This is a genomic window from Endozoicomonas sp. SESOKO1, assembly GCF_024606265.1.
Taxonomy (GTDB): Bacteria; Pseudomonadota; Gammaproteobacteria; order Pseudomonadales; family Endozoicomonadaceae; genus Endozoicomonas.
Genome location: NZ_JAHHPP010000045.1, coordinates 19,616 through 36,202, shown reverse-complemented (window position 1 = coordinate 36,202; position 16,587 = coordinate 19,616). Strand labels below are relative to the sequence as shown.

General features: G+C 50.1%; 27 protein-coding genes. 5 read left to right on the top strand and 22 right to left on the bottom strand.

Going from position 1 to position 16,587, the window contains the following annotated elements; all coding sequences use genetic code 11:
- The 13 genes from KDK13_RS02760 to KDK13_RS02700 all read right to left on the bottom strand — a co-directional run.
- Positions 1 to 464 (bottom strand): terminase large subunit domain-containing protein (locus tag KDK13_RS02760; RefSeq protein ID WP_257283306.1); only part of this gene is annotated, 464 nt, incomplete at its 3' end.
- On the bottom strand, positions 464 to 940 hold the full coding sequence (locus tag KDK13_RS02755; protein WP_257283304.1) for a phage terminase small subunit P27 family: 477 nt from the start codon (positions 938 to 940) through the stop codon (positions 464 to 466). The genes KDK13_RS02760 and KDK13_RS02755, both read right to left, overlap by 1 nt.
- Position 941: 1 nt before the next feature.
- Complete coding sequence (locus KDK13_RS02750; protein ID WP_257283303.1) at positions 942 to 1,955, bottom strand: site-specific DNA-methyltransferase; 1,014 nt, start codon at positions 1,953 to 1,955, stop codon at positions 942 to 944.
- The gene (locus tag KDK13_RS02745) at positions 1,955 to 2,263 is read right to left on the bottom strand and encodes a ParB/Srx family N-terminal domain-containing protein (RefSeq protein ID WP_257283302.1); all 309 of its coding nucleotides are present in this window, start codon (positions 2,261 to 2,263) and stop codon (positions 1,955 to 1,957) included. Before KDK13_RS02745 ends, KDK13_RS02750 begins: the two co-directional genes overlap by 1 nt.
- Positions 2,264 to 2,473: 210 nt before the next feature.
- A complete protein-coding gene (locus tag KDK13_RS02740) occupies positions 2,474 to 2,905 on the bottom strand; it encodes an HNH endonuclease (RefSeq protein ID WP_257283301.1) in 432 nt (143 codons plus the stop codon).
- Positions 2,905 to 3,174 (bottom strand): hypothetical protein, encoded by a 270-nt coding sequence (locus KDK13_RS02735; protein ID WP_257283299.1) that lies wholly within the window; start codon positions 3,172 to 3,174, stop codon positions 2,905 to 2,907. Before KDK13_RS02735 ends, KDK13_RS02740 begins: the two co-directional genes overlap by 1 nt.
- Positions 3,174 to 3,695 carry a hypothetical protein gene (locus KDK13_RS02730; protein WP_257283298.1) on the bottom strand — a complete coding sequence of 174 codons (522 nt, stop codon included), beginning with the start codon at positions 3,693 to 3,695 and terminating at the stop codon, positions 3,174 to 3,176. Before KDK13_RS02730 ends, KDK13_RS02735 begins: the two co-directional genes overlap by 1 nt.
- A complete protein-coding gene (locus tag KDK13_RS02725; RefSeq protein WP_257283297.1) occupies positions 3,688 to 4,971 on the bottom strand; it encodes a DNA modification methylase in 1,284 nt (427 codons plus the stop codon). The genes KDK13_RS02730 and KDK13_RS02725 overlap by 8 nt, the downstream gene beginning before the upstream one ends.
- Positions 4,972 to 5,241: 270 nt before the next feature.
- On the bottom strand, positions 5,242 to 5,601 hold the full coding sequence (locus KDK13_RS02720) for a hypothetical protein (protein WP_257283296.1): 360 nt from the start codon (positions 5,599 to 5,601) through the stop codon (positions 5,242 to 5,244).
- Positions 5,585 to 5,746, bottom strand: a complete 162-nt coding sequence (locus KDK13_RS02715) for a hypothetical protein (protein WP_257283295.1) — start codon at positions 5,744 to 5,746, stop codon at positions 5,585 to 5,587. Before KDK13_RS02715 ends, KDK13_RS02720 begins: the two co-directional genes overlap by 17 nt.
- Positions 5,747 to 5,752: 6 nt before the next feature.
- Positions 5,753 to 6,148, bottom strand: a complete 396-nt coding sequence (locus tag KDK13_RS02710) for a hypothetical protein (RefSeq protein ID WP_257283293.1) — start codon at positions 6,146 to 6,148, stop codon at positions 5,753 to 5,755.
- A complete protein-coding gene (locus KDK13_RS02705; protein ID WP_257283292.1) occupies positions 6,145 to 6,345 on the bottom strand; it encodes a hypothetical protein in 201 nt (66 codons plus the stop codon). Before KDK13_RS02705 ends, KDK13_RS02710 begins: the two co-directional genes overlap by 4 nt.
- Positions 6,346 to 6,366: 21 nt before the next feature.
- Entirely contained in the window at positions 6,367 to 6,627 is a 261-nt protein-coding gene (locus tag KDK13_RS02700) for a hypothetical protein (RefSeq protein WP_257283290.1), read from the bottom strand.
- 191 nt (positions 6,628 to 6,818) lie between these two features.
- On the opposite strand from KDK13_RS02700, the gene KDK13_RS02695 reads away from it, so the two are divergent.
- On the top strand, positions 6,819 to 7,067 hold the full coding sequence (locus KDK13_RS02695) for a type II toxin-antitoxin system HicA family toxin (RefSeq protein WP_257265403.1): 249 nt from the start codon (positions 6,819 to 6,821) through the stop codon (positions 7,065 to 7,067).
- Complete coding sequence (locus KDK13_RS02690) at positions 7,064 to 7,435, top strand: type II toxin-antitoxin system HicB family antitoxin (RefSeq protein WP_257283288.1); 372 nt, start codon at positions 7,064 to 7,066, stop codon at positions 7,433 to 7,435. The genes KDK13_RS02695 and KDK13_RS02690 overlap by 4 nt, the downstream gene beginning before the upstream one ends.
- A gap of 1 nt (position 7,436) precedes the next feature.
- Here KDK13_RS02690 and KDK13_RS02685 read toward each other — a convergent pair whose 3' ends face one another.
- The 8 genes from KDK13_RS02685 to KDK13_RS02650 form a co-directional block, all read right to left on the bottom strand.
- Entirely contained in the window at positions 7,437 to 8,267 is an 831-nt protein-coding gene (locus KDK13_RS02685; RefSeq protein ID WP_257283287.1) for a hypothetical protein, read from the bottom strand.
- A 166-nt stretch (positions 8,268 to 8,433) separates the two neighbouring features.
- Positions 8,434 to 8,619, bottom strand: coding sequence for a hypothetical protein (locus KDK13_RS02680; RefSeq protein WP_257283285.1), 186 nt, complete (start codon positions 8,617 to 8,619; stop codon positions 8,434 to 8,436).
- Positions 8,606 to 9,427 (bottom strand): hypothetical protein, encoded by an 822-nt coding sequence (locus KDK13_RS02675; protein ID WP_257283283.1) that lies wholly within the window; start codon positions 9,425 to 9,427, stop codon positions 8,606 to 8,608. Before KDK13_RS02675 ends, KDK13_RS02680 begins: the two co-directional genes overlap by 14 nt.
- A complete protein-coding gene (locus KDK13_RS02670) occupies positions 9,427 to 9,717 on the bottom strand; it encodes a hypothetical protein (protein ID WP_257283282.1) in 291 nt (96 codons plus the stop codon). Before KDK13_RS02670 ends, KDK13_RS02675 begins: the two co-directional genes overlap by 1 nt.
- Positions 9,711 to 9,923, bottom strand: a complete 213-nt coding sequence (locus KDK13_RS02665) for a hypothetical protein (RefSeq protein ID WP_257283281.1) — start codon at positions 9,921 to 9,923, stop codon at positions 9,711 to 9,713. The genes KDK13_RS02670 and KDK13_RS02665 overlap by 7 nt, the downstream gene beginning before the upstream one ends.
- Positions 9,920 to 10,084: a hypothetical protein gene (locus KDK13_RS02660; protein ID WP_257283279.1), complete on the bottom strand. Its 165-nt coding sequence runs from the start codon at positions 10,082 to 10,084 to the stop codon at positions 9,920 to 9,922. The genes KDK13_RS02665 and KDK13_RS02660 overlap by 4 nt, the downstream gene beginning before the upstream one ends.
- Positions 10,085 to 11,189: 1,105 nt before the next feature.
- A complete protein-coding gene (locus KDK13_RS02655) occupies positions 11,190 to 11,468 on the bottom strand; it encodes a 4a-hydroxytetrahydrobiopterin dehydratase (protein ID WP_257283278.1) in 279 nt (92 codons plus the stop codon).
- 246 nt (positions 11,469 to 11,714) lie between these two features.
- Positions 11,715 to 12,110 (bottom strand): hypothetical protein, encoded by a 396-nt coding sequence (locus KDK13_RS02650; protein ID WP_257283277.1) that lies wholly within the window; start codon positions 12,108 to 12,110, stop codon positions 11,715 to 11,717.
- A gap of 378 nt (positions 12,111 to 12,488) precedes the next feature.
- Between KDK13_RS02650 and aat the strand changes: the two genes are divergently transcribed.
- The 3 genes from aat (at position 12,489) to infA (ending at position 14,232) form a co-directional block, all read left to right on the top strand.
- Positions 12,489 to 13,205, top strand: a complete 717-nt coding sequence (aat, locus tag KDK13_RS02645) for a leucyl/phenylalanyl-tRNA--protein transferase (protein WP_257283275.1) — start codon at positions 12,489 to 12,491, stop codon at positions 13,203 to 13,205.
- On the top strand, positions 13,187 to 13,912 hold the full coding sequence (locus KDK13_RS02640; protein WP_306670979.1) for an arginyltransferase: 726 nt from the start codon (positions 13,187 to 13,189) through the stop codon (positions 13,910 to 13,912). The genes aat and KDK13_RS02640 overlap by 19 nt, the downstream gene beginning before the upstream one ends.
- 101 nt (positions 13,913 to 14,013) lie before the next feature.
- Positions 14,014 to 14,232, top strand: a complete 219-nt coding sequence (gene infA / locus KDK13_RS02635) for a translation initiation factor IF-1 (protein WP_020583463.1) — start codon at positions 14,014 to 14,016, stop codon at positions 14,230 to 14,232.
- A 37-nt stretch (positions 14,233 to 14,269) separates the two neighbouring features.
- On the opposite strand, the gene clpA is transcribed toward infA, so the two are convergent.
- Positions 14,270 to 16,576 carry an ATP-dependent Clp protease ATP-binding subunit ClpA gene (gene clpA / locus KDK13_RS02630; RefSeq protein WP_257283273.1) on the bottom strand — a complete coding sequence of 769 codons (2,307 nt, stop codon included), beginning with the start codon at positions 16,574 to 16,576 and terminating at the stop codon, positions 14,270 to 14,272.
- Positions 16,577 to 16,587 lie beyond the last annotated feature (11 nt).

The following is a 16,587-nucleotide window of genomic DNA, read 5'->3' as shown; positions in this document are numbered from 1 at the left end:
GTCATGTCGCGGGCGTCGTCAAACACGATGCGTGCCTGGTCGCGACTGGTAGCGGCGCTGTAGACCTCGCTGCCCGCCTCGCCGTCCTCTTTCAGCATGTACAAACCGACAGGAGCGACAAAGGTGCTTTTGCCGTTCTTGCGGCCAACCTCAATGTAGGCACTGCGAAAACGCCGGGTGCCGTCTGCCCGGTACCAGCCGAACAGGTTGACCAGCGCAAAGGTCTGCCAGTCGCTGGGCGTGATGGGCTGGCCTGCCCATTCGCCCTTGATGTGGGGCGTCAGGTTGTAATAGTCCAGAATGTCCTGGGCTTTGTCCGGACTGAATGCCAGGCCACGTTGGTGGCCATGGTGCATGTCGTCAATGAATCGCTGGCAAGCCAAGCGCACCCATTTGCAGGCGGCGATCTCACCGTCAGTGATCCGGTTGGCGTAATGCCAGGCGTCTTCCCAGTGTCTGGCCACTAAACACCTTCACGGGCCATCCGCCGTTTTTTTTGCCAGGCTTCGTAGTCGTCATCGGGTTTGTCGCTGTTGGTGTGGATGCGGGTGCGGCTGCTGGGTGTCATGCCAAATTCACGCAGGATCGCCAGCAGCTGGTCCAGGTACTTTTGCGAAATCTTGAAGTACGGCGACAACGCCGGATGGCCGGTTTTGGTTTTGATCACCGGGCCGTATTCGTCCAGCTTTTCATTGCTTTCCTGCCACTTGGCATAGATCCGGCAGTACAGTTTCAGTGCCTGCACGTCCATCACCGTCAGCACGCCGGCCTCCTGCAAATGGCCGGCAACCTGTTGCCAGTATTGCTGTTCGTCCTTGCTCAGGCCGCTGGGCATGGAAACATTGGTGTCGGGCCTTGGCTCTTTGGCATTCAGCCGACAGGGTTGCGCGGTGCCGCGCAGCACTTTCAGATTGGTCGGTAGTGGGTGTGGGGCTGCCATATCAGGCTACCTGTTGTTCTTTCATGGTGAAGGTCTGTCCTGTGGTTTCATGCACCGCGTCCTTACCGGTGAAGGTTTGCCAGCGCCGTATAATGACGTCGCAGTATTTCGGGTCAATCTCCATCAGCAAGGCGTGGCGTTTCAGCTTTTCGCAAGCAATCAAAGTACTGCCTGAACCACCGCAAGGGTCCAGCACCCGATCGCCGGGCTGGCTGGAGTTCTGCAGCATGCGCATGATCAAGGCCACGGGTTTCATGGTCGGGTGCTCTTTGCTGGTATTGGGTTTCTTTGCCTTGATGACAGTAGATGCCATCACGTATTGCCAAGACTTGGCCAGCTTCAGCAGAGCTTCATGGCTCATGTTTTCCAACACCAGGTTGGCGTCCATGATGGTGGTCTGTGTCCGGCCACCATACCAGCGGTGCTCACTACCCTTTTTCCAGCCATAGATAATGGGTTCGTGCTGCCAGTGATAATCTTGCCGGGACAATTTGAAGTGTTGTTTCATCCAGATCAGGGTTTGCGATAGTTTCCAACCAGTGTCGGTCAGGGCTTCACGAAAGGCGATGTTTTCACTGTCGGCATAAGCCACGTAAATCGGGCAACCGGTTCTGGCTACAGCAAAGGCGTTTTCAAATATCCGCAACAAAAACTGGCAAAAGGCTGTCGACTCCATCCGGTCGTTTTTGATCGTCAATTGCTTTTCAGTACCCCCCTGGTAATTCACGTTATAGGGTGGATCAGTCCAGATACAGTCAACCGGGTGATCGCCAACCAGCTTCCGCATATCCTGCTGGATGGTACTGTCAGCACACAATAACCGGTGGTTGCCCAGTAGCCAGACGTCCCCGGTGCGTGACAAGGTATCGTTATCGTCTGGCAGTTCAGGAATCTTATCGTCCTGGTCGGTGCTGCGGGTCATTTTCTCCGGCAGCATTTTCTGCCAGTGCTGGTCATCAAAGCCGGTGATCTCCGTATCAAAGTCAACGGCCTTCAGTTCAGTCAGCTCCAGCATCAGCAGGTCTTCGTCCCATCCCCCCCTTGTTCGGACAGCCGGTTATCAGCAATTCGGAAGGCGCGTTTCTGTTGGTCATTCAAGTGGTCCAGAACAATGCAGGGTATCTTCTCCAGCTGCAACAATTGCGCCGCTGCAAAGCGACCATGGCCGGCAATGATTTCACCGTCGCTGTCAATCAGCACCGGGTTGTTAAAACCGAATATCTCAATGCTTCGGGCAATCTGCTGTACCTGCACCACGTCGTGCTTTTTTGCATTGCGTGGACAGGCTTTCAGGTAACTTATAACAAAATCTTTGATTTTCACTGTGTTTATATACAGTATTTGATAAAAGTTGCACGCACGAAAAATGTGCTGGACGCGCGCAGTCTTTATTGAAAGCCCCGAAGTTTTGACCCCCGCCCCCTACCCCTTGCGGCACTAGCCTGTAGCCCTGCCCTGTAAGCCACGTGGCAGTAAGGCTGTAGCCATGCTGCTGTATCTCCTGCGACACTAGGGCTGTAGCGCCCTGTCTAATCAAGGCTGAATGCCTTGCGCGGCAAGGGCTGCAGCCAGCTGGCCACAACAGGGCCGAGCGTTGGATTCGGCTTGCGTCTTCAGGCGGTGGCAGGTGTCGCAAAGGCTTTGCAGGTTGCTCAGGGCATCGTCACCACCTCGTGACTTTGGCCTGATATGGTCAACGCAGGTTGCCCTGGTAAACCGCCCTGCCCGGCGGCACACCTGGCATAGCCAGCCATCGCGGCGCAGGACCTGTGACCGCAGCCTTGCCCACTGATGGCCATAGCCGCGCTGGGTACTGCTGCCCTGCCGCCCGTTGCGCCAGCCACTGGATCTATCGGTTTGGCGCACCCGTTGCCGGTCACTGTGCTGTTCACAATAGCCATGCTCCAGCGTGGTCCGGTGGCTGCAGCTGCTGACACGGCAGGGTCGGGCAATTCGATCAGGCATTACTCAACGACCTCTTCGGTCTCGGCAAACGTCCGGATGATCTTCATGGGCGTGTAAGGCCGGATGCGGATAGTGCGGGCAACCTGGTCTTTTCTGGGTATGCAACGCACACCCATGACGCTGCTGTCGGTGCGGACGTAAACCAATGAAGCCAGGTCGTTCTCCTGGCATTCATCCAGTGCAGCACGCAGGGTGGCTCCGGTCATGGGGCGTTGCAGGTGGCAACCAGACAAGATCAGCATCACAACGACCATGCATACCTTCATCATCAGATCCATTCACGCAATGCGCTGCGCAGAGATGACAAGCCAATCCTGTCCCACAGGGCGCGCCACTCTTCATGCTGTGTTGTCTGAATAATGTATTGTCCTTTGCTGTCACCTGTATCGATATCCAGCTCAATCATTTCCCAGGGCGGCTTCTGACCACCAATGACATAAAAGAATTTCGGTTTTAACGGTTGGCATCGGGAAAAACACCGGCACTGCCAAAGGTAGTTGGCAGTGCTGACAAGGTTGTTGTTATTGAAAGCCGCTTTCATGCTGTTTTTGCGGTCAAACATGGCAACGGCTGCAAATCGACGTATGACCTGGTTTCTGTTCTGGTAATCGTCTGGCTGGTACTCAAGAAAAAGCTTCTCGGCACCATTGACACCAAACGCAACAAAACCAAACAATGCATCCAGATCCTGCATATTGAATGACGTGCCTAGGTTTCTATGGGCTTCAGCCCAGGCATCGCCACCGCCATCGTGCCGGGTCTTGACGCCTCGTTGATCACGGTTATACACGATTTATCGTTTCCTGTATTCGCTCGCTGGCCTGATAAAACACCCACTCATCGCATTCAATGCCAATGACCTGACAACCGCACTGCAGGGCAGCCAGCAGCGTTGTGCCAGCACCCATCAAAGGATCACAAACTGTCTGCCCTGGCCGGGTAAACCGGTTAACCAACTGGCAAAAACCACTTTCGGACTGTCCCCATTCATGGAATCGTTTGTCGTTGTCATTAGTGGATGAGGTCACCACATCGCCAAACCAGTCAGGCACCGATTCTCCTTTGCTGAACACCAAGACCGGCTTCCAGAAGGTATTGACCTTTCGTTGAAACAGTCCGGGTGATTGCCCACCCGGAGTCAGGTAAGCCATCAGCCACTGGTAATGCAGTTCGGATTGAGTGAGCTGATTGAGAAATTCCGGAAACCACATCTGGCCACACATGACCAGCATCACGCCATCGGGTTTAAGTGTTCGGACTGCAAACTGTGCAAGGTCTCTGTAAACCGGGATATAGTCATGGCCATAAGGCGGATCAGTAATGATTCGATCCAGGCTACTGTCAGCAATTTTGGCGGTGCGAAAGTCTTGATGTATAAGCCGACAGCGATCTGAGAAAGACTTTTTCTGCGCTTTTCTGGCGGCTTCAAGATAATTCTGTTTTTGTTGGCTTAACTCCTCACGACGTGCTTTTTTCTTTTTAGCCCGGATCTCTTTGGCCGCCATCAATATGGCTTTTTCACCCAGGCCGACAATGATGTCCTGTTCGTTGGGTGGCAGTGTGGCGATGTCAGCGGCAGTGCTGACGCTGACTTTATTTTCTACTACTTTTTGCGTCAGTCCTTTTGTACCGGTTTTTAATACCTGTTTTGCAGACTTAACTGTTGTAGAACCTACATCAAACTGTTTTGCAGCTTCTGATATTGTTGTTTTTCCCGAAGGGCAAATTTGTCCTTCGGAACCACGTTTCAAATTGTCTTCTTTTTTTGCATCCGCAGCTTTACCAGCCGAAATAGCTTTTTGTCCCTTATTTAAATGCCGCCGATGCAAATTCAACGACACCACAAATCCAACCGGGTCATCCTCCTGATAATCCACAAACACCGGCTCCACCCCAGCCGCCTGACACGCCCGGTATCGATTGCGCCCATCCAGTATCTGCCCTTCATACAACCAGATCGGTTCGCGCAAGCCGTGAGTTTTGATGTCGTCAGTCAGGTCAGCCAATGGCTGCCCGTCCATCAGCGGAAAAATATCCGCAATGGCGTGAAAGGCCAAATCAGTCATGGGAGTTACCAGTTGAATAAGCGCAGCCCGCCACTGGCAATACCGGCTCAACTGGTAAAAGGCCAGTACTAGGACGGACTGCTGATAAGGGTCACATGTTATGATGCCTGGCCATTGTCTTGTGATGTGGGCAGGCATAAAAAAACCCACGGTCGTGTGGGTTGTAGGGTTCGCAAAGGCGCTATCCAATCAAACGCTGGACACAGGCGCTCGACTCCTAGCTTAGGTAATTAGTGTAGGTTTAATTGACGGGTTTTCAAGTCGATTTGGTTATAAACGCCAGCCATCGGGCAAACGACAGTTACCGGGTGCCGTCTGGAACATCGGCGCAATGTCCTGATCCTGGTAGCCCGCCAGGCCGCAACCGATCCGGGTCACTTCAAATTCAAGGTCCGGATTCTGTTGGGCATAGCCGATAAAGCCATTTACATAATGGCGAATCTGATCCAGTGGCAGGGTTTTCAACTGACCATCTTTGGTGGGAATGGCATAGGCATTGCCGGTTCGGCCGACACCAATGTATTGCTCGGCACCGTGCTTTTTCCTGGCATACAGGGCAGCGCCTTTGCCGTGGAAACCAGCCAGGTTGCTGCCGAACACAAACACTGGCTGGTCACTCATCGTCATCACAAATGGCCGCAATCCTGGCTTTTTCTTTGGCAATCGACTGATCCGACTCGTCATTCATGTAATTCACCATAACATGGGTGGGAACAAACTCGGCGTCTTCAATCTCTTCTTCGGTCCAGCCGCAATAGGTGACTTCATTGGGCATATCTTTTTACCGTGTCTTAGTTATGCAGGCGACAGGCAAGCCACCTGCCGGGAAGATCCATAACCAATAGATATTGGCTTTATCGGTTAGCTGTTCTTCTGGAGGATAGTACTCAACTCCCAATGCCTCAGACCCGAAGATTTCATCCTTGATATTTTGCATTTCACGCCAATGGTTCGGTATTGGTTTGTCATCATGCCGCTGCACCATAACCTTGATGGCGGTTGCACCGTTGCTCATGGCTACACCGTCTTCAATCATCACCACATAGCGGTGATTGCGGTAGGCTCTGGTCATCCAGTCCGGTGCCGGGTACTGATTGAAATCAATGGGTTCCAGTTTGCCCTTTGGCTTGCCCAGTAATTTTTTGGCAGCGGATTGTTGAGGTTTGGTTCGGCTCATAAGTAATGCTTTTCTGCCTCTGAATCATACAGCTTCTCACCGACACTGATAATGACATTGGGCAGCACACCAAACTGACCGATGCGGCCAATCTTATAAGCTTTCTTGTCACCGATCCAGATTTCAACATCCGGGTCGCAATCGCCTGCATAGTCAACGCACTGGTCAATGATGGCTTTCAGTCTCTTCAATTTCATATCGTGTTTCAGTAATTTCTTTCATTGACGCTTATCCATTGCATTCAGAACACCCTGCATGTGAGACACCTCAAGCATGACCTGTTCAATCACCTCCGGATCGGCCAGGCGCAGCGCCATGTCATTGGTAAACTGCAAAACCTGCCGGCAATAAGCGCAAATCGTCACCGCACCGGGTGAAGGCCAATGATCGGTCAAATGCGATGCAAAGCCATCCAACTTTTTATGACAGGTTGGACAAACAGGCTTTTCAATAAGTTGGCCGGTGTTGAGTCGTTTCATTGCCGACCATCCTTATCTAAATATTTGTAACAAAAGGGTTTCATTTTTAGTCATCACCACACCTCCGAACCAAAAAGTGTATTCAGGATTCTGAAATTTGCCACTGATCAAAAGACAGGCAATCTCCATTCACGATTTGCAAAATCGCAAACAATGAAACTAAAATCAGTTACAACAGGAGGTCGCTATCGTTGCAGCACCACAAGCTATTGGAAAAACTGAAAGGCAACCCGAAAACCTTTCCCTGGAAAGATGTGGTCAGGCTTCTCACGGCACTGGGTTACCAGAAAGAGGAGATGTCCGGTTCGCGGGTACGCTTTTACCATAAATCGAATAAACACATGCTTCGCTTTCATCGGCCTCACCCGGAAAACCATCTCAAAGGAGGCGCGTTGAAAGACCTGATCGAAGCATTGAACCAGCAGGATTATTTTTCATGACCCAGTATTTCAATTACAAAGGATACCAGGGCACCATTGAACCGCAGATTGACGACGGCACGCTGTATGGCAAGCTGGCGTTTATCCGTGATCTGGTGACTTATGAGGCAGACACGCTGACAACCCTGGAACAGGAATTCCGGCGTTCGGTGGATGACTACCTGGACGATTGCGCCGCCCTGAACAAAGAGCCGGACAAGCCGTTCAAGGGTGTGTTGAATGTTCGTCTGGGCGCAGAGCTTCACCGCAAGATTGGCTTGCTGGTCAACAGCCGTCGCGGCAAATCCGTCAACGCCTTTATCTGTGACGCGGTCCGGGAAAAACTGAGCCGCATGGATAATGAGGGTACCCTGCACCATCACCGGTAGGTCAGAACAACTGCCTGACCTGCGTCTTATGATCGGGCCAGTCATACTGGCCACCACTTTTGGTAATGAATCCCTCCTTCACCAGCTTCTGAAAATACCCACGCACCTGCTTGTCACGGTAACCGTCACGGATACAGGCCCGCTGACTGAGCACCTCTGCACCCTGGTCACGCCGGGCCAGCTGCATTTTCTTGAACGCCGGGTAACTGTGGGACAGAGTCTCCAGGTTTTTTGCTTTGGGGGTCGGCTCCGGATCGGTGGCACCCTCAACGTCCACATCAGTTGGCCGCTGCATGAACAGCACACCCAACGTATCCAGCAACCCGGCCAGCAGCAGGATCACCACGCCGGTGACCAGGTCAACGGGCACCTGAAGGACGCTGGCCAGCAGTGACAGCACCGCCGCCAGTTCCGAGACCTCCGGCGGTGGCAGGCTGGCCAGTTGCTCCCGCAGTTCGGCGTTGCGCTGTTGCAGTGGCTGGGCATGGTGCTTGATACGGTCCATGGCCAGGTAGGTCTTGATTGCCTGGTTGTTCTGCTCAATCTCGTCAGTGACCAGTCTCCGCTGCTGGTTGATATGGCCAGCCGTGTCCAGGTTAATGGTCAGTGCCCGGTGCAAACCACCGGCCGATCCCAGCACCGAAACGGTGATTAACAGACCCGCTATCCAGCGTCGTTGGTCGTATACTGAGCACCATTTACCCAGCTCAAACACCAGCGCCATGGTGGCCAGGATCGACCACGAAAACCAGCCCTCAGCCACCGAGGTCAGCAGCAAAATGGACAGAATGGCTGACAAACCGGCCGTTATATAAAATCCTGTTTTTAACACGTTGCAATAATTCTGCATATTTAATTCGGTATTAGTTCGGTATTAATTCGATATTAATTCGCTGGCGCTTTTCTTAGTGCCGCAAGGGATTGAGTGATTTTGTATTTAATTCGCACCCCCCCCCTATATCGGCTTGTTTTTTTAATCACTGTTATTAACTAAAAACCTAATCTTTTATAACCGTTTTAAAATGGCGTTTTTGCTTCACTTTTAACCAACCGTTCAGGAAATGTTGACCGTACAAACGACGGATAAACGCGTCCTCAGAATCCAGGTTCAAGACCGGCTTTTTTGTTAAGTCATTGTCGTTTATCAACCGTTGACCAACCGTCCATAAATCAAGTTGCTGCATGCATCCCCCGACCGGCAATATTGCAGAAGGTAATGTCGTCACCGGTCAGGGTCGGCACCTCGAGCGCGGCATTCTGCCAATACCAGTCCACCATGGCCTGCCCGTGCTGTTCAATGAACTCACAGAAGCGGTTGAACAGGTCTTCATGGGCCAGGCCGTAGAGCTGCCAGTGGCTGCGCAGTGCCGTGCCGTGCAGCTGGGTCTTCACAAACTGGTAAATGAAAACATGGCAAAACACGTAATCTTCCGGGTTCAGTGAAAAACACTGGTATTCAACAGAATCTGCATTGTTATTATCTGGTACGTTAGTACCATAAAAACCGCTTAAAAGAAGTATTTCATTCTCTTTTTCACTATTGTCTGTAGAGCACGGTTCTGTAGGCACAGAACCCTTTTCATTAATATTGCTATTTACTTCTTTTATGCCTGTTTTTTCTGACTGATCGTCCAGACAAGAAGTGGATTCAACCATATCTACATTTTTACTAAGGTCATTGAGTTTCCGGTTCAACAGTCCCAGATTGATCCGGTACCACAACCGGATACCGTCATTGCGCCGTTCGTGGCGCTCCTGCAGCACGCCCAATGCTTTCAGGCGTTGACGTGCCTTCTCCTGCTTGTAACGAGACAAACAGGTCTCGGCCTGCCACTCATTGCGGGTCTTGTAAAACCAGCCGGAACGTTGTTCAACCGTCTTGCAGTGTGACCAATAGACACACTGCGCCAGAAACAGGGCACAGTCCGGCGACCCGGTCAGGCGCATGTGCGCCTGGGTGACCCAGACGCCGCGCTCGTTCTGTCCAGCCATCAGCGCACCTCCCTGAACTGCACATGCTGTGGTTCGAAGCCGTAACGCGCGGCAAAGTTCATGGCGGTCTTCGCGCTGGCGACCACCCGTGGCTCACCGTCCGGCTGCTTGATCAGCAGGCGGTCTTCCAGGCACCAGTACCCATGGATAATGGGCACCAGTAACAACCGGTACCCGGGCAGGGTTTTGCCACAGTCGATGTTGGTGGTGATCAGCAGACCGGCATAACGCCCGGTCGCCTCACGGGTCAGCTCGGCCATTTCGCGGCGCAGGTTGCGGGTGGTCAGCATGATTCACCCTCAATACTCAGGATGTTCAACAAGGCCGCCGCCTGGCTGCCCATGCTGCCACCGTTGGCACTGGCCACCCGGTGCAGGATGTGATAGATCATGTCGCGCACGTCGTCGTAGTGGGCAACGCTGTCCGATGCCTGGTGAGCCTCAAACAGAGCCTGCAACCGGGCAAACAGCTGGTCATCGATCTTGATGTGTTTCATGCCACCACCCTCCAGCCACAGACCAGTGCGCCGATCTGGGCAGCCAGCGTGCAGGCTTCGCTGTGGCTGTTGGCCGTGATGGTGGTGTAACGCAGGATGGAGTTGTTGACGCAGGTGGTGCAGGTGTCGGCCAAGATGGCGAGCGTATAGGTCTTAGGCATGACTGCCTCCAGTTGATCAGGTATTTGTCCTGTCACCGGAGGTTGCAATCTCTGAATGGTGACAAGCCGGGTGGGATTGCAACCGCCGGCTCAACTGGTACACCGGCCCCCGAAGGGTCCCACCCGGCCCGTCATAAAACGGTATGAAATCTGGGTGTGTAGATACAAAAAAAGACGCGAGGATAGGTGCGTCTTTTGCACCAATTGATTTGTGTACCGGGGTTGCAATCCCGTCGTTGTATACAACGATAATCAGACTATAAGGCTAATCGTCTTTTCAGGTCAATATTAATTTTCAGATTTTAGGCGAAAAGCGGTAAGAGCTATTTCCACTAGATTCGAACTTTTGCGATTGTGTTTTCTATTTTTCATAAATTGCTCTATTTCTAAAGCTCATTTTTCGGCCTCGCCTCTGGTTTTAAATGTTTTGCACTTGGCGATCTGTTCTTCATCATTCCAGACCCTGCATACTGTTTTTGTTTTTATTTGACCATTGGCTGCAGGTAAATCCACAAATGTTGCCATAACGCTTTATTTACCTCAGTTGGGTAGTCGATCAATTAATATATCAAGTTTGGTACTTGCTGGTACACAAATCTGGTACACAAACAAGTACACGTGGGCTAACCATGGGCTAGATTTACACCACCACAGACAGTAATAGACAGTAACTTGAGAACCATGCTTTATTAGGCAAGACTTCTTTAAAGCTTTGAAAATAAAGGGATGCAGAGATATTGCAGCCAAAAAGAAACCCGCGATTCTGGGGGAAGAAAGCACGGGCTAAGACCATTAGGAGTGAAACATAGGTACACAATCCAAGTACCAAGGTCATTTCTGACCAAGGCTGATTTAATCGTAGGGGGAAGTCGATCAAACCAGCATGGTAAGTATGATTCAGAATCAGAATACGTCCATTGAAGATTAAGATCTTTTTATAATATTAGGAGAAATTCAAAGAAGTCATTTTTTCATGGTACGAATTCGTCATCAAGGTGCTTGATCTGAAGGAGATGCCCCATCTTCTGAGTACAAGGATGAAATGCACTGATTTATGCAAACTGAGACGAAAGCAACCCTGGGCAAACTACCCAGAGTCAGATAATCAGGAAACGGGTGTATTCATCTGTTCAAATAACGCATCGCAGCGCTGTGCCAGTGCCCGATCAATAGCCAGGACACCACTGCCCTCATCTGACTCATGGGTTCCCCAGGCAACAGTTACCCTGCCCCACTCAATAACAATTCTCGGATGATGGGAATGAGCTTCAGCCAGGCATGCGATGGCGTTGCAGTATGCCAAAGCTCGAGAGTATTTTTTTAAGACAAAGGATTTTTCAATATGATCAATACCGTCATACTGACAGGAACCCCAATCATTCATATGTACACTCCTGCTATTGAATAAAACCAAAGCTCAGTCTAATTCAAATATGCGGGCATGGCATCAGAAATCCAGGTCTGTAAGTTGTCCGGTTCTTCTATGAAGAGGTTGCTCAAGCCATACGATTGGGTCAACAGCCACAAAAAAATCCCAGTACGCTTACCGGCAACAACCCAAAGCATGGGTGAGCAGTCGCCGGATGCCTACTGAACTGCCAAGAGTCACTAGTAATTCAGTTAAATGGAATTACGCTTTCTCACTTTCTGCTTCAGCTTCTTCGGACTTCAGTTGCTCAAGCTCTTGAGTCGCGGTATTTAACTGCTGGGTAAGTTGCTTTTGCTTGGTTTTCAGGCCACTGTTTTCACCAGTAAGCGTGCGATTCTGCTCTTGAAGACGCTTGATTTGCTTCTTCATGCGATCAGGATTGCTGGCTCTCAGATCTTTCAGTTCATTTTCCATGTTTTTCAGCAGGGAAGCAGCTTTTTCAGCTTTCTTCTCAGCAGTTTCCAAGCGTGATTTGAGCTGACTTACCTCCCGGTTATGCTGCTCTGTAATTTCAATAAGAGCTGCCAGGCGTTGCTGTTCAATGATATCCATTTCACTGCTTGTATCAATGCTTCCGCCCATGCTCAGGGTACCCATAGATTCGATTACCTCCGGGGAGTTTTATAAGATAGGAAATAATAAAAAGCTTCTACCAGCGCGAGAGTTACGCACTGAAGCGAGAGAAATATTAAGAAGATATGAGTTATTCTTCATTAAGCGGCTGGTATAAAGCAGAATATCAGTAGACTAGGTGGCGGATTCTAATACATAAAAATGGATATGAAAAGGCCTATCTGAAAAAATGGACAGATAACTTTAGATAGTCAGGGGCATTTTTTACCAGATTGCAGCTATATATTGCTAACTCACAAATTCATGGGCTAAGTGTCGGTTATAAGGTAATCTGATTAGATTACCCGGTAATGATACCACGCCAATGTACTCAAACAGCATGATAAAACAACACTTTAGACAATGTCTGACACAATAACACTTTTGCCAGATCATGTTATCGGGTTCCCTCCCCTCGAGCATGCGCTTAAACAGCCGGATGGGCTTTTAGCTATTGGAGGAAATCTTGAAGTTGACACTTTGGTAATGGCTTACCGGCAAGGCATTTTTCCATGGTTTAATGAGGGCGACCCTATCTTATGGTGGTCACCATCCCCGCGGATGGTGCTGAAACCAGGAGAGCTGTACTTATCCCGCTCATTACGCAAGCTATTACGAAAAAGTATCTATCAGATTACTTGTGATCACGATTTTCCAGCTGTTATAGCGGCCTGTGCACGTATTCGCCGGGACTCAGAAGGAACCTGGATTACCGATAAGATGATAGATGCCTACACAGCCTTGCATGATGCCGGGCATGCACACTCTATTGAGGTCTGGAAAGAAGGCAGGCTTGTTGGAGGGCTTTATGGGGTGGCTCAAGGCCGAATTTTTTTTGCTGAATCCATGTTCAGCCGGGAAAGCAACACCTCCAAAATTGCCATGACGGCTCTTTCAGAACAACTTTTAGCCTGGCAGTTTGAACTGATTGATTGTCAGGTCTATTCAGACCACCTGGACTCTCTCGGAGCCAGGTTGATGCCAAGGTCCATATTTGCAGATTATCTGGGGCGCTATTGCTCACAGGCACCATCCTGTGCAAACTGGAAACAGGAATGGCAATGGAACGGCCTTCAATAATGAGCCACTATAAGAATCTCAGGTTTTACGCCACACAACCCCATGACTGCAGTTACCTGCCAGGAAAGCAGGCAACCACACTTTTTATGGATCCGGGAATTGTACTGGATAAACAGTTGTGCAGCGATCTTGCCGACGTGGGGTTTCGACGAAGTGGTCAGCATATTTACCGCCCCCACTGTAGCCACTGCAATGCCTGCATACCAGCCAGAATCCCCACAGGTTCATTTCAAATGAGAAGAACCCAGCGCAAGACCTGGAATCGCAACTCAGTACTTGAGGTTGCCAGAGTTTCTGCAGGCTTTAGGGATGAGCATTACCTGCTCTATGAAAAGTATATCAATCAATGCCATCAGGATGGTGATATGTATCCAGCAACGATTGAACAGTACACATCTTTCCTGGCTGACAGTACCGAGTTTACCTCATTTTATGAATTTCGTTTGGATGGGCATTTGCTTGCAGTATCGGTTGTGGATCATTTGCGAAGTTGCCTTTCCGCGATTTATACCTTTTACGATCCTGATTGTTCACAACGAAGCCTTGGTCGTTTTTGTATTTTATGGCTGATAGCCGAGGCAAAGAAACTGGGATTACCCTATCTACACTTGGGATACTGGATCCGGAACTGCCAGAAAATGAATTACAAAATTGAATATCGTCCTGTGGAGCTTTATATCAATCAGGAGTGGAGACAACTGAAATAATGCGACCGACAGTAAAGGGTGCTTTGCTTTACCAATTGTTTTCAGGCAGAATGCCCAACAAATTCAACCAAGCCGTACCAACCCCTTGAGGTAGTTATTTAATGGCAAAAGAAGAGAGTCTGGAAATGGAGGGTGTCGTTATTGACACCCTCCCAAATACTATGTTTCGTGTTGAACTGGAAAATGGTCATGTTGTTACCGCGCACATCTCCGGAAAAATGCGCAAGAACTACATCCGAATTCTGACTGGCGACCGGGTAAAAGTAGAACTGACTCCATATGACCTGACCAAAGGCCGTATCACTTACCGTTCTCGCTAACAGCGGTGCTCACCCCTGAGCACCTACCTGCTTTCTTCTAACCTGCTCCACCATCAATTGCTTCCAGATCGGAAGCCCGACTTTTGGCGGCCTCAAACTTGAGGTGCAATTCTCCTTTGCGAACAGTTACTTTGACATTGCCACCATACTCAGCAAGCTTTCCGAACAGAATCTGTTCCGCCATGGGCTTTTTCAGGTGTTCCTGAATAACACGGCCCATGGGTCTTGCTCCCATTTGGCGGTCAAACCCTTTCTCAGCCAGCCAGCTACGGGCCTTGTCATCAACATCCAGCTGCACACGCTTTTCATCAAGCTGAGCCTGAAGCTCAGTGAGGAATTTATCAACTACGTGCTTGATAATTTCATCATTGAGTGAGGCAAAGGGAATAATGGCATCCAGACGATTTCTGAACTCCGGCGTGAAGGTTTTCTTAATGGCCTCATTGCCATCAGTCGTATGATCCTGCTCAAGGAAGCCTATCGAGCTTCTTGTCATGTTTTCAGCGCCTGCATTGGTAGTCATGATCAGAATCACATTCCGGAAATCAGCCTTACGACCATTGTTGTCCGTCAGGGTGCCATGATCCATAACCTGCAGTAACAGGTTAAATACGTCGGAATGTCCTTTCTCTATTTCATCAAGCAACAACACACAGTGAGGTGTTTTATTGATAGCCTCTGTTAACAGGCCACCCTGATCAAACCCGACATAACCCGGAGGCGCCCCTATAAGGCGTGATACCGTGTGAGCTTCCATGTACTCAGACATATCAAAACGCACAAGCTCAATACCCAGGGCTTTGGCCAGTTGGCGACAAACCTCTGTCTTACCGACACCGGTCGGCCCGGAAAACAGGAAGGAGCCAACGGGTTTTTCCGGTGCCTTGAGACCTGCTCTTGAAAGCTTGATAGCCGTGGATAATGAAGTGATCGCTTCGTCCTGTCCGAACACCACCATTTTCAGATTACGCTCCAGCTTACCGAGCAATTCCTTGTCAGAGGAGGAGACAGACTTTGGCGGGATTCTGGCCATCTTGGCAACAATGCTTTCTACATCATCGACATCAATAACTTTCTTCCGTTCGGACTCAGGCTGAAGCCTCTGATAGGCACCCGCTTCGTCAATAACATCAATGGCTTTATCAGGCATGTGACGATCATTGATGTAGCGGTCTGCCAGTTCGGCTGCTGCTTTCAGGGCTTCATCCTGATACTTGATAGCGTGATGCTCTTCGAACTTCTTTTTCAGTCCAAGGAGTATCTGGAAGGTGTCTTCAACGTTCGGCTCGATAATATCCACTTTCTGGAATCTTCTTGCCAGCGCCCGATCTTTTTCAAAAATCCCACGAAACTCCTGGAATGTGGTAGAACCGATACAGCGCAGCTCGCCGGAAGTCAGCATTGGCTTCAGAAGGTTTGAGGCATCCATCACTCCGCCAGATGCTGCACCTGCACCGATAATGGTATGAATTTCATCGATAAAGAGAATGGCATGATCCAGTTTCTTAAGCTCACTGAGCAACTGCTTGAAACGCTTCTCAAAATCACCACGATACTTGGTTCCGGCCAGGAGTGAACCCAGGTCGAGAGAGTAAACGACAGCCTTGGACAAAACCTCAGGCACGTCACCATCAACAATCCGGCGGGCCAGACCTTCAGCAATGGCCGTTTTTCCAACTCCGGCCTCGCCAACCAGCAAAGGGTTGTTTTTCCGGCGACGGGTAAGAATCTGACAAACCCGCTCAACTTCTTCAGCCCGACCAACCAGAGGATCAATTCTGCCGAGACGCGCCTGATCATTCAGATCTGTAGCGTACAGTTTCAGGGGGTTCTTGCTGCTACTATTGCCAGCCTCCGGCTCCATATCATCGGACAGATCATGGCCAAGCTCTTCGAGTTCCTGACCCGGCGTCTTGGATATACCGTGGGCAATAAAATTAACAACGTCTATGCGGGCCACATCCTGCTGCTTCAGGAAGTAAACAGCCTGACTTTCCTGCTCACTGAAAATAGCGACAAGTACATTGGCACCAGTAACTTCCTTTTTACCAGAGCTTTGCACATGAAAAACAGCACGCTGCAGTACTCGCTGAAAGCCAAGTGTTGGCTGTGTCTCGCGCTCATTGTCATCATCCGGGATTAATGGGGTCGTTGAGCTGACAAACTCAGTGAGATCCTGGCGAAGTTTATCAAGATCAATTCCACAGGAAGCCAGGACTCTTGCTGCAGATTCATTATCAAGTAAGGCAAGTAAAAGATGCTCAACCGTCATAAATTCATGCCGGTTATCACGGGCGTCTTTAAATGCATTATTCAGTGTTGCTTCGAGGTCTTTGTTAAGCATATGGTGTAACC

Bases quoted from the DNA above. Each gene is read 5' to 3' on its own strand.
- KDK13_RS02755 (WP_257283304.1), bottom strand. From the start codon at position 940: ATGGCAGCCCCACACCCACTACCGACCAATCTGAAAGTGCTGCGCGGC.
- KDK13_RS02750 (WP_257283303.1), bottom strand. From the start codon at position 1,955: ATGCTGGAGCTGACTGAACTGAAGGCCGTTGACTTTGATACGGAGATC.
- KDK13_RS02740 (WP_257283301.1), bottom strand. From the start codon at position 2,905: ATGCCTGATCGAATTGCCCGACCCTGCCGTGTCAGCAGCTGCAGCCAC.
- KDK13_RS02735 (WP_257283299.1), bottom strand. From the start codon at position 3,174: ATGATGAAGGTATGCATGGTCGTTGTGATGCTGATCTTGTCTGGTTGC.
- KDK13_RS02725 (WP_257283297.1), bottom strand. From the start codon at position 4,971: ATGACTGATTTGGCCTTTCACGCCATTGCGGATATTTTTCCGCTGATG.
- KDK13_RS02715 (WP_257283295.1), bottom strand. From the start codon at position 5,746: ATGCCCAATGAAGTCACCTATTGCGGCTGGACCGAAGAAGAGATTGAA.
- KDK13_RS02710 (WP_257283293.1), bottom strand. From the start codon at position 6,148: ATGAGCCGAACCAAACCTCAACAATCCGCTGCCAAAAAATTACTGGGC.
- KDK13_RS02705 (WP_257283292.1), bottom strand. From the start codon at position 6,345: ATGAAATTGAAGAGACTGAAAGCCATCATTGACCAGTGCGTTGACTAT.
- KDK13_RS02700 (WP_257283290.1), bottom strand. From the start codon at position 6,627: ATGAAACGACTCAACACCGGCCAACTTATTGAAAAGCCTGTTTGTCCA.
- KDK13_RS02690 (WP_257283288.1), top strand. From the start codon at position 7,064: ATGACCCAGTATTTCAATTACAAAGGATACCAGGGCACCATTGAACCG.
- KDK13_RS02680 (WP_257283285.1), bottom strand. From the start codon at position 8,619: ATGCAGCAACTTGATTTATGGACGGTTGGTCAACGGTTGATAAACGAC.
- KDK13_RS02675 (WP_257283283.1), bottom strand. From the start codon at position 9,427: ATGGCTGGACAGAACGAGCGCGGCGTCTGGGTCACCCAGGCGCACATG.
- KDK13_RS02670 (WP_257283282.1), bottom strand. From the start codon at position 9,717: ATGCTGACCACCCGCAACCTGCGCCGCGAAATGGCCGAGCTGACCCGT.
- KDK13_RS02665 (WP_257283281.1), bottom strand. From the start codon at position 9,923: ATGAAACACATCAAGATCGATGACCAGCTGTTTGCCCGGTTGCAGGCT.
- KDK13_RS02660 (WP_257283279.1), bottom strand. From the start codon at position 10,084: ATGCCTAAGACCTATACGCTCGCCATCTTGGCCGACACCTGCACCACC.
- KDK13_RS02655 (WP_257283278.1), bottom strand. From the start codon at position 11,468: ATGAATGATTGGGGTTCCTGTCAGTATGACGGTATTGATCATATTGAA.
- KDK13_RS02650 (WP_257283277.1), bottom strand. From the start codon at position 12,110: ATGGGTACCCTGAGCATGGGCGGAAGCATTGATACAAGCAGTGAAATG.
- aat (WP_257283275.1), top strand. From the start codon at position 12,489: ATGTCTGACACAATAACACTTTTGCCAGATCATGTTATCGGGTTCCCT.
- KDK13_RS02640 (WP_306670979.1), top strand. From the start codon at position 13,187: ATGGAACGGCCTTCAATAATGAGCCACTATAAGAATCTCAGGTTTTAC.
- infA (WP_020583463.1), top strand. From the start codon at position 14,014: ATGGCAAAAGAAGAGAGTCTGGAAATGGAGGGTGTCGTTATTGACACC.
- clpA (WP_257283273.1), bottom strand. From the start codon at position 16,576: ATGCTTAACAAAGACCTCGAAGCAACACTGAATAATGCATTTAAAGAC.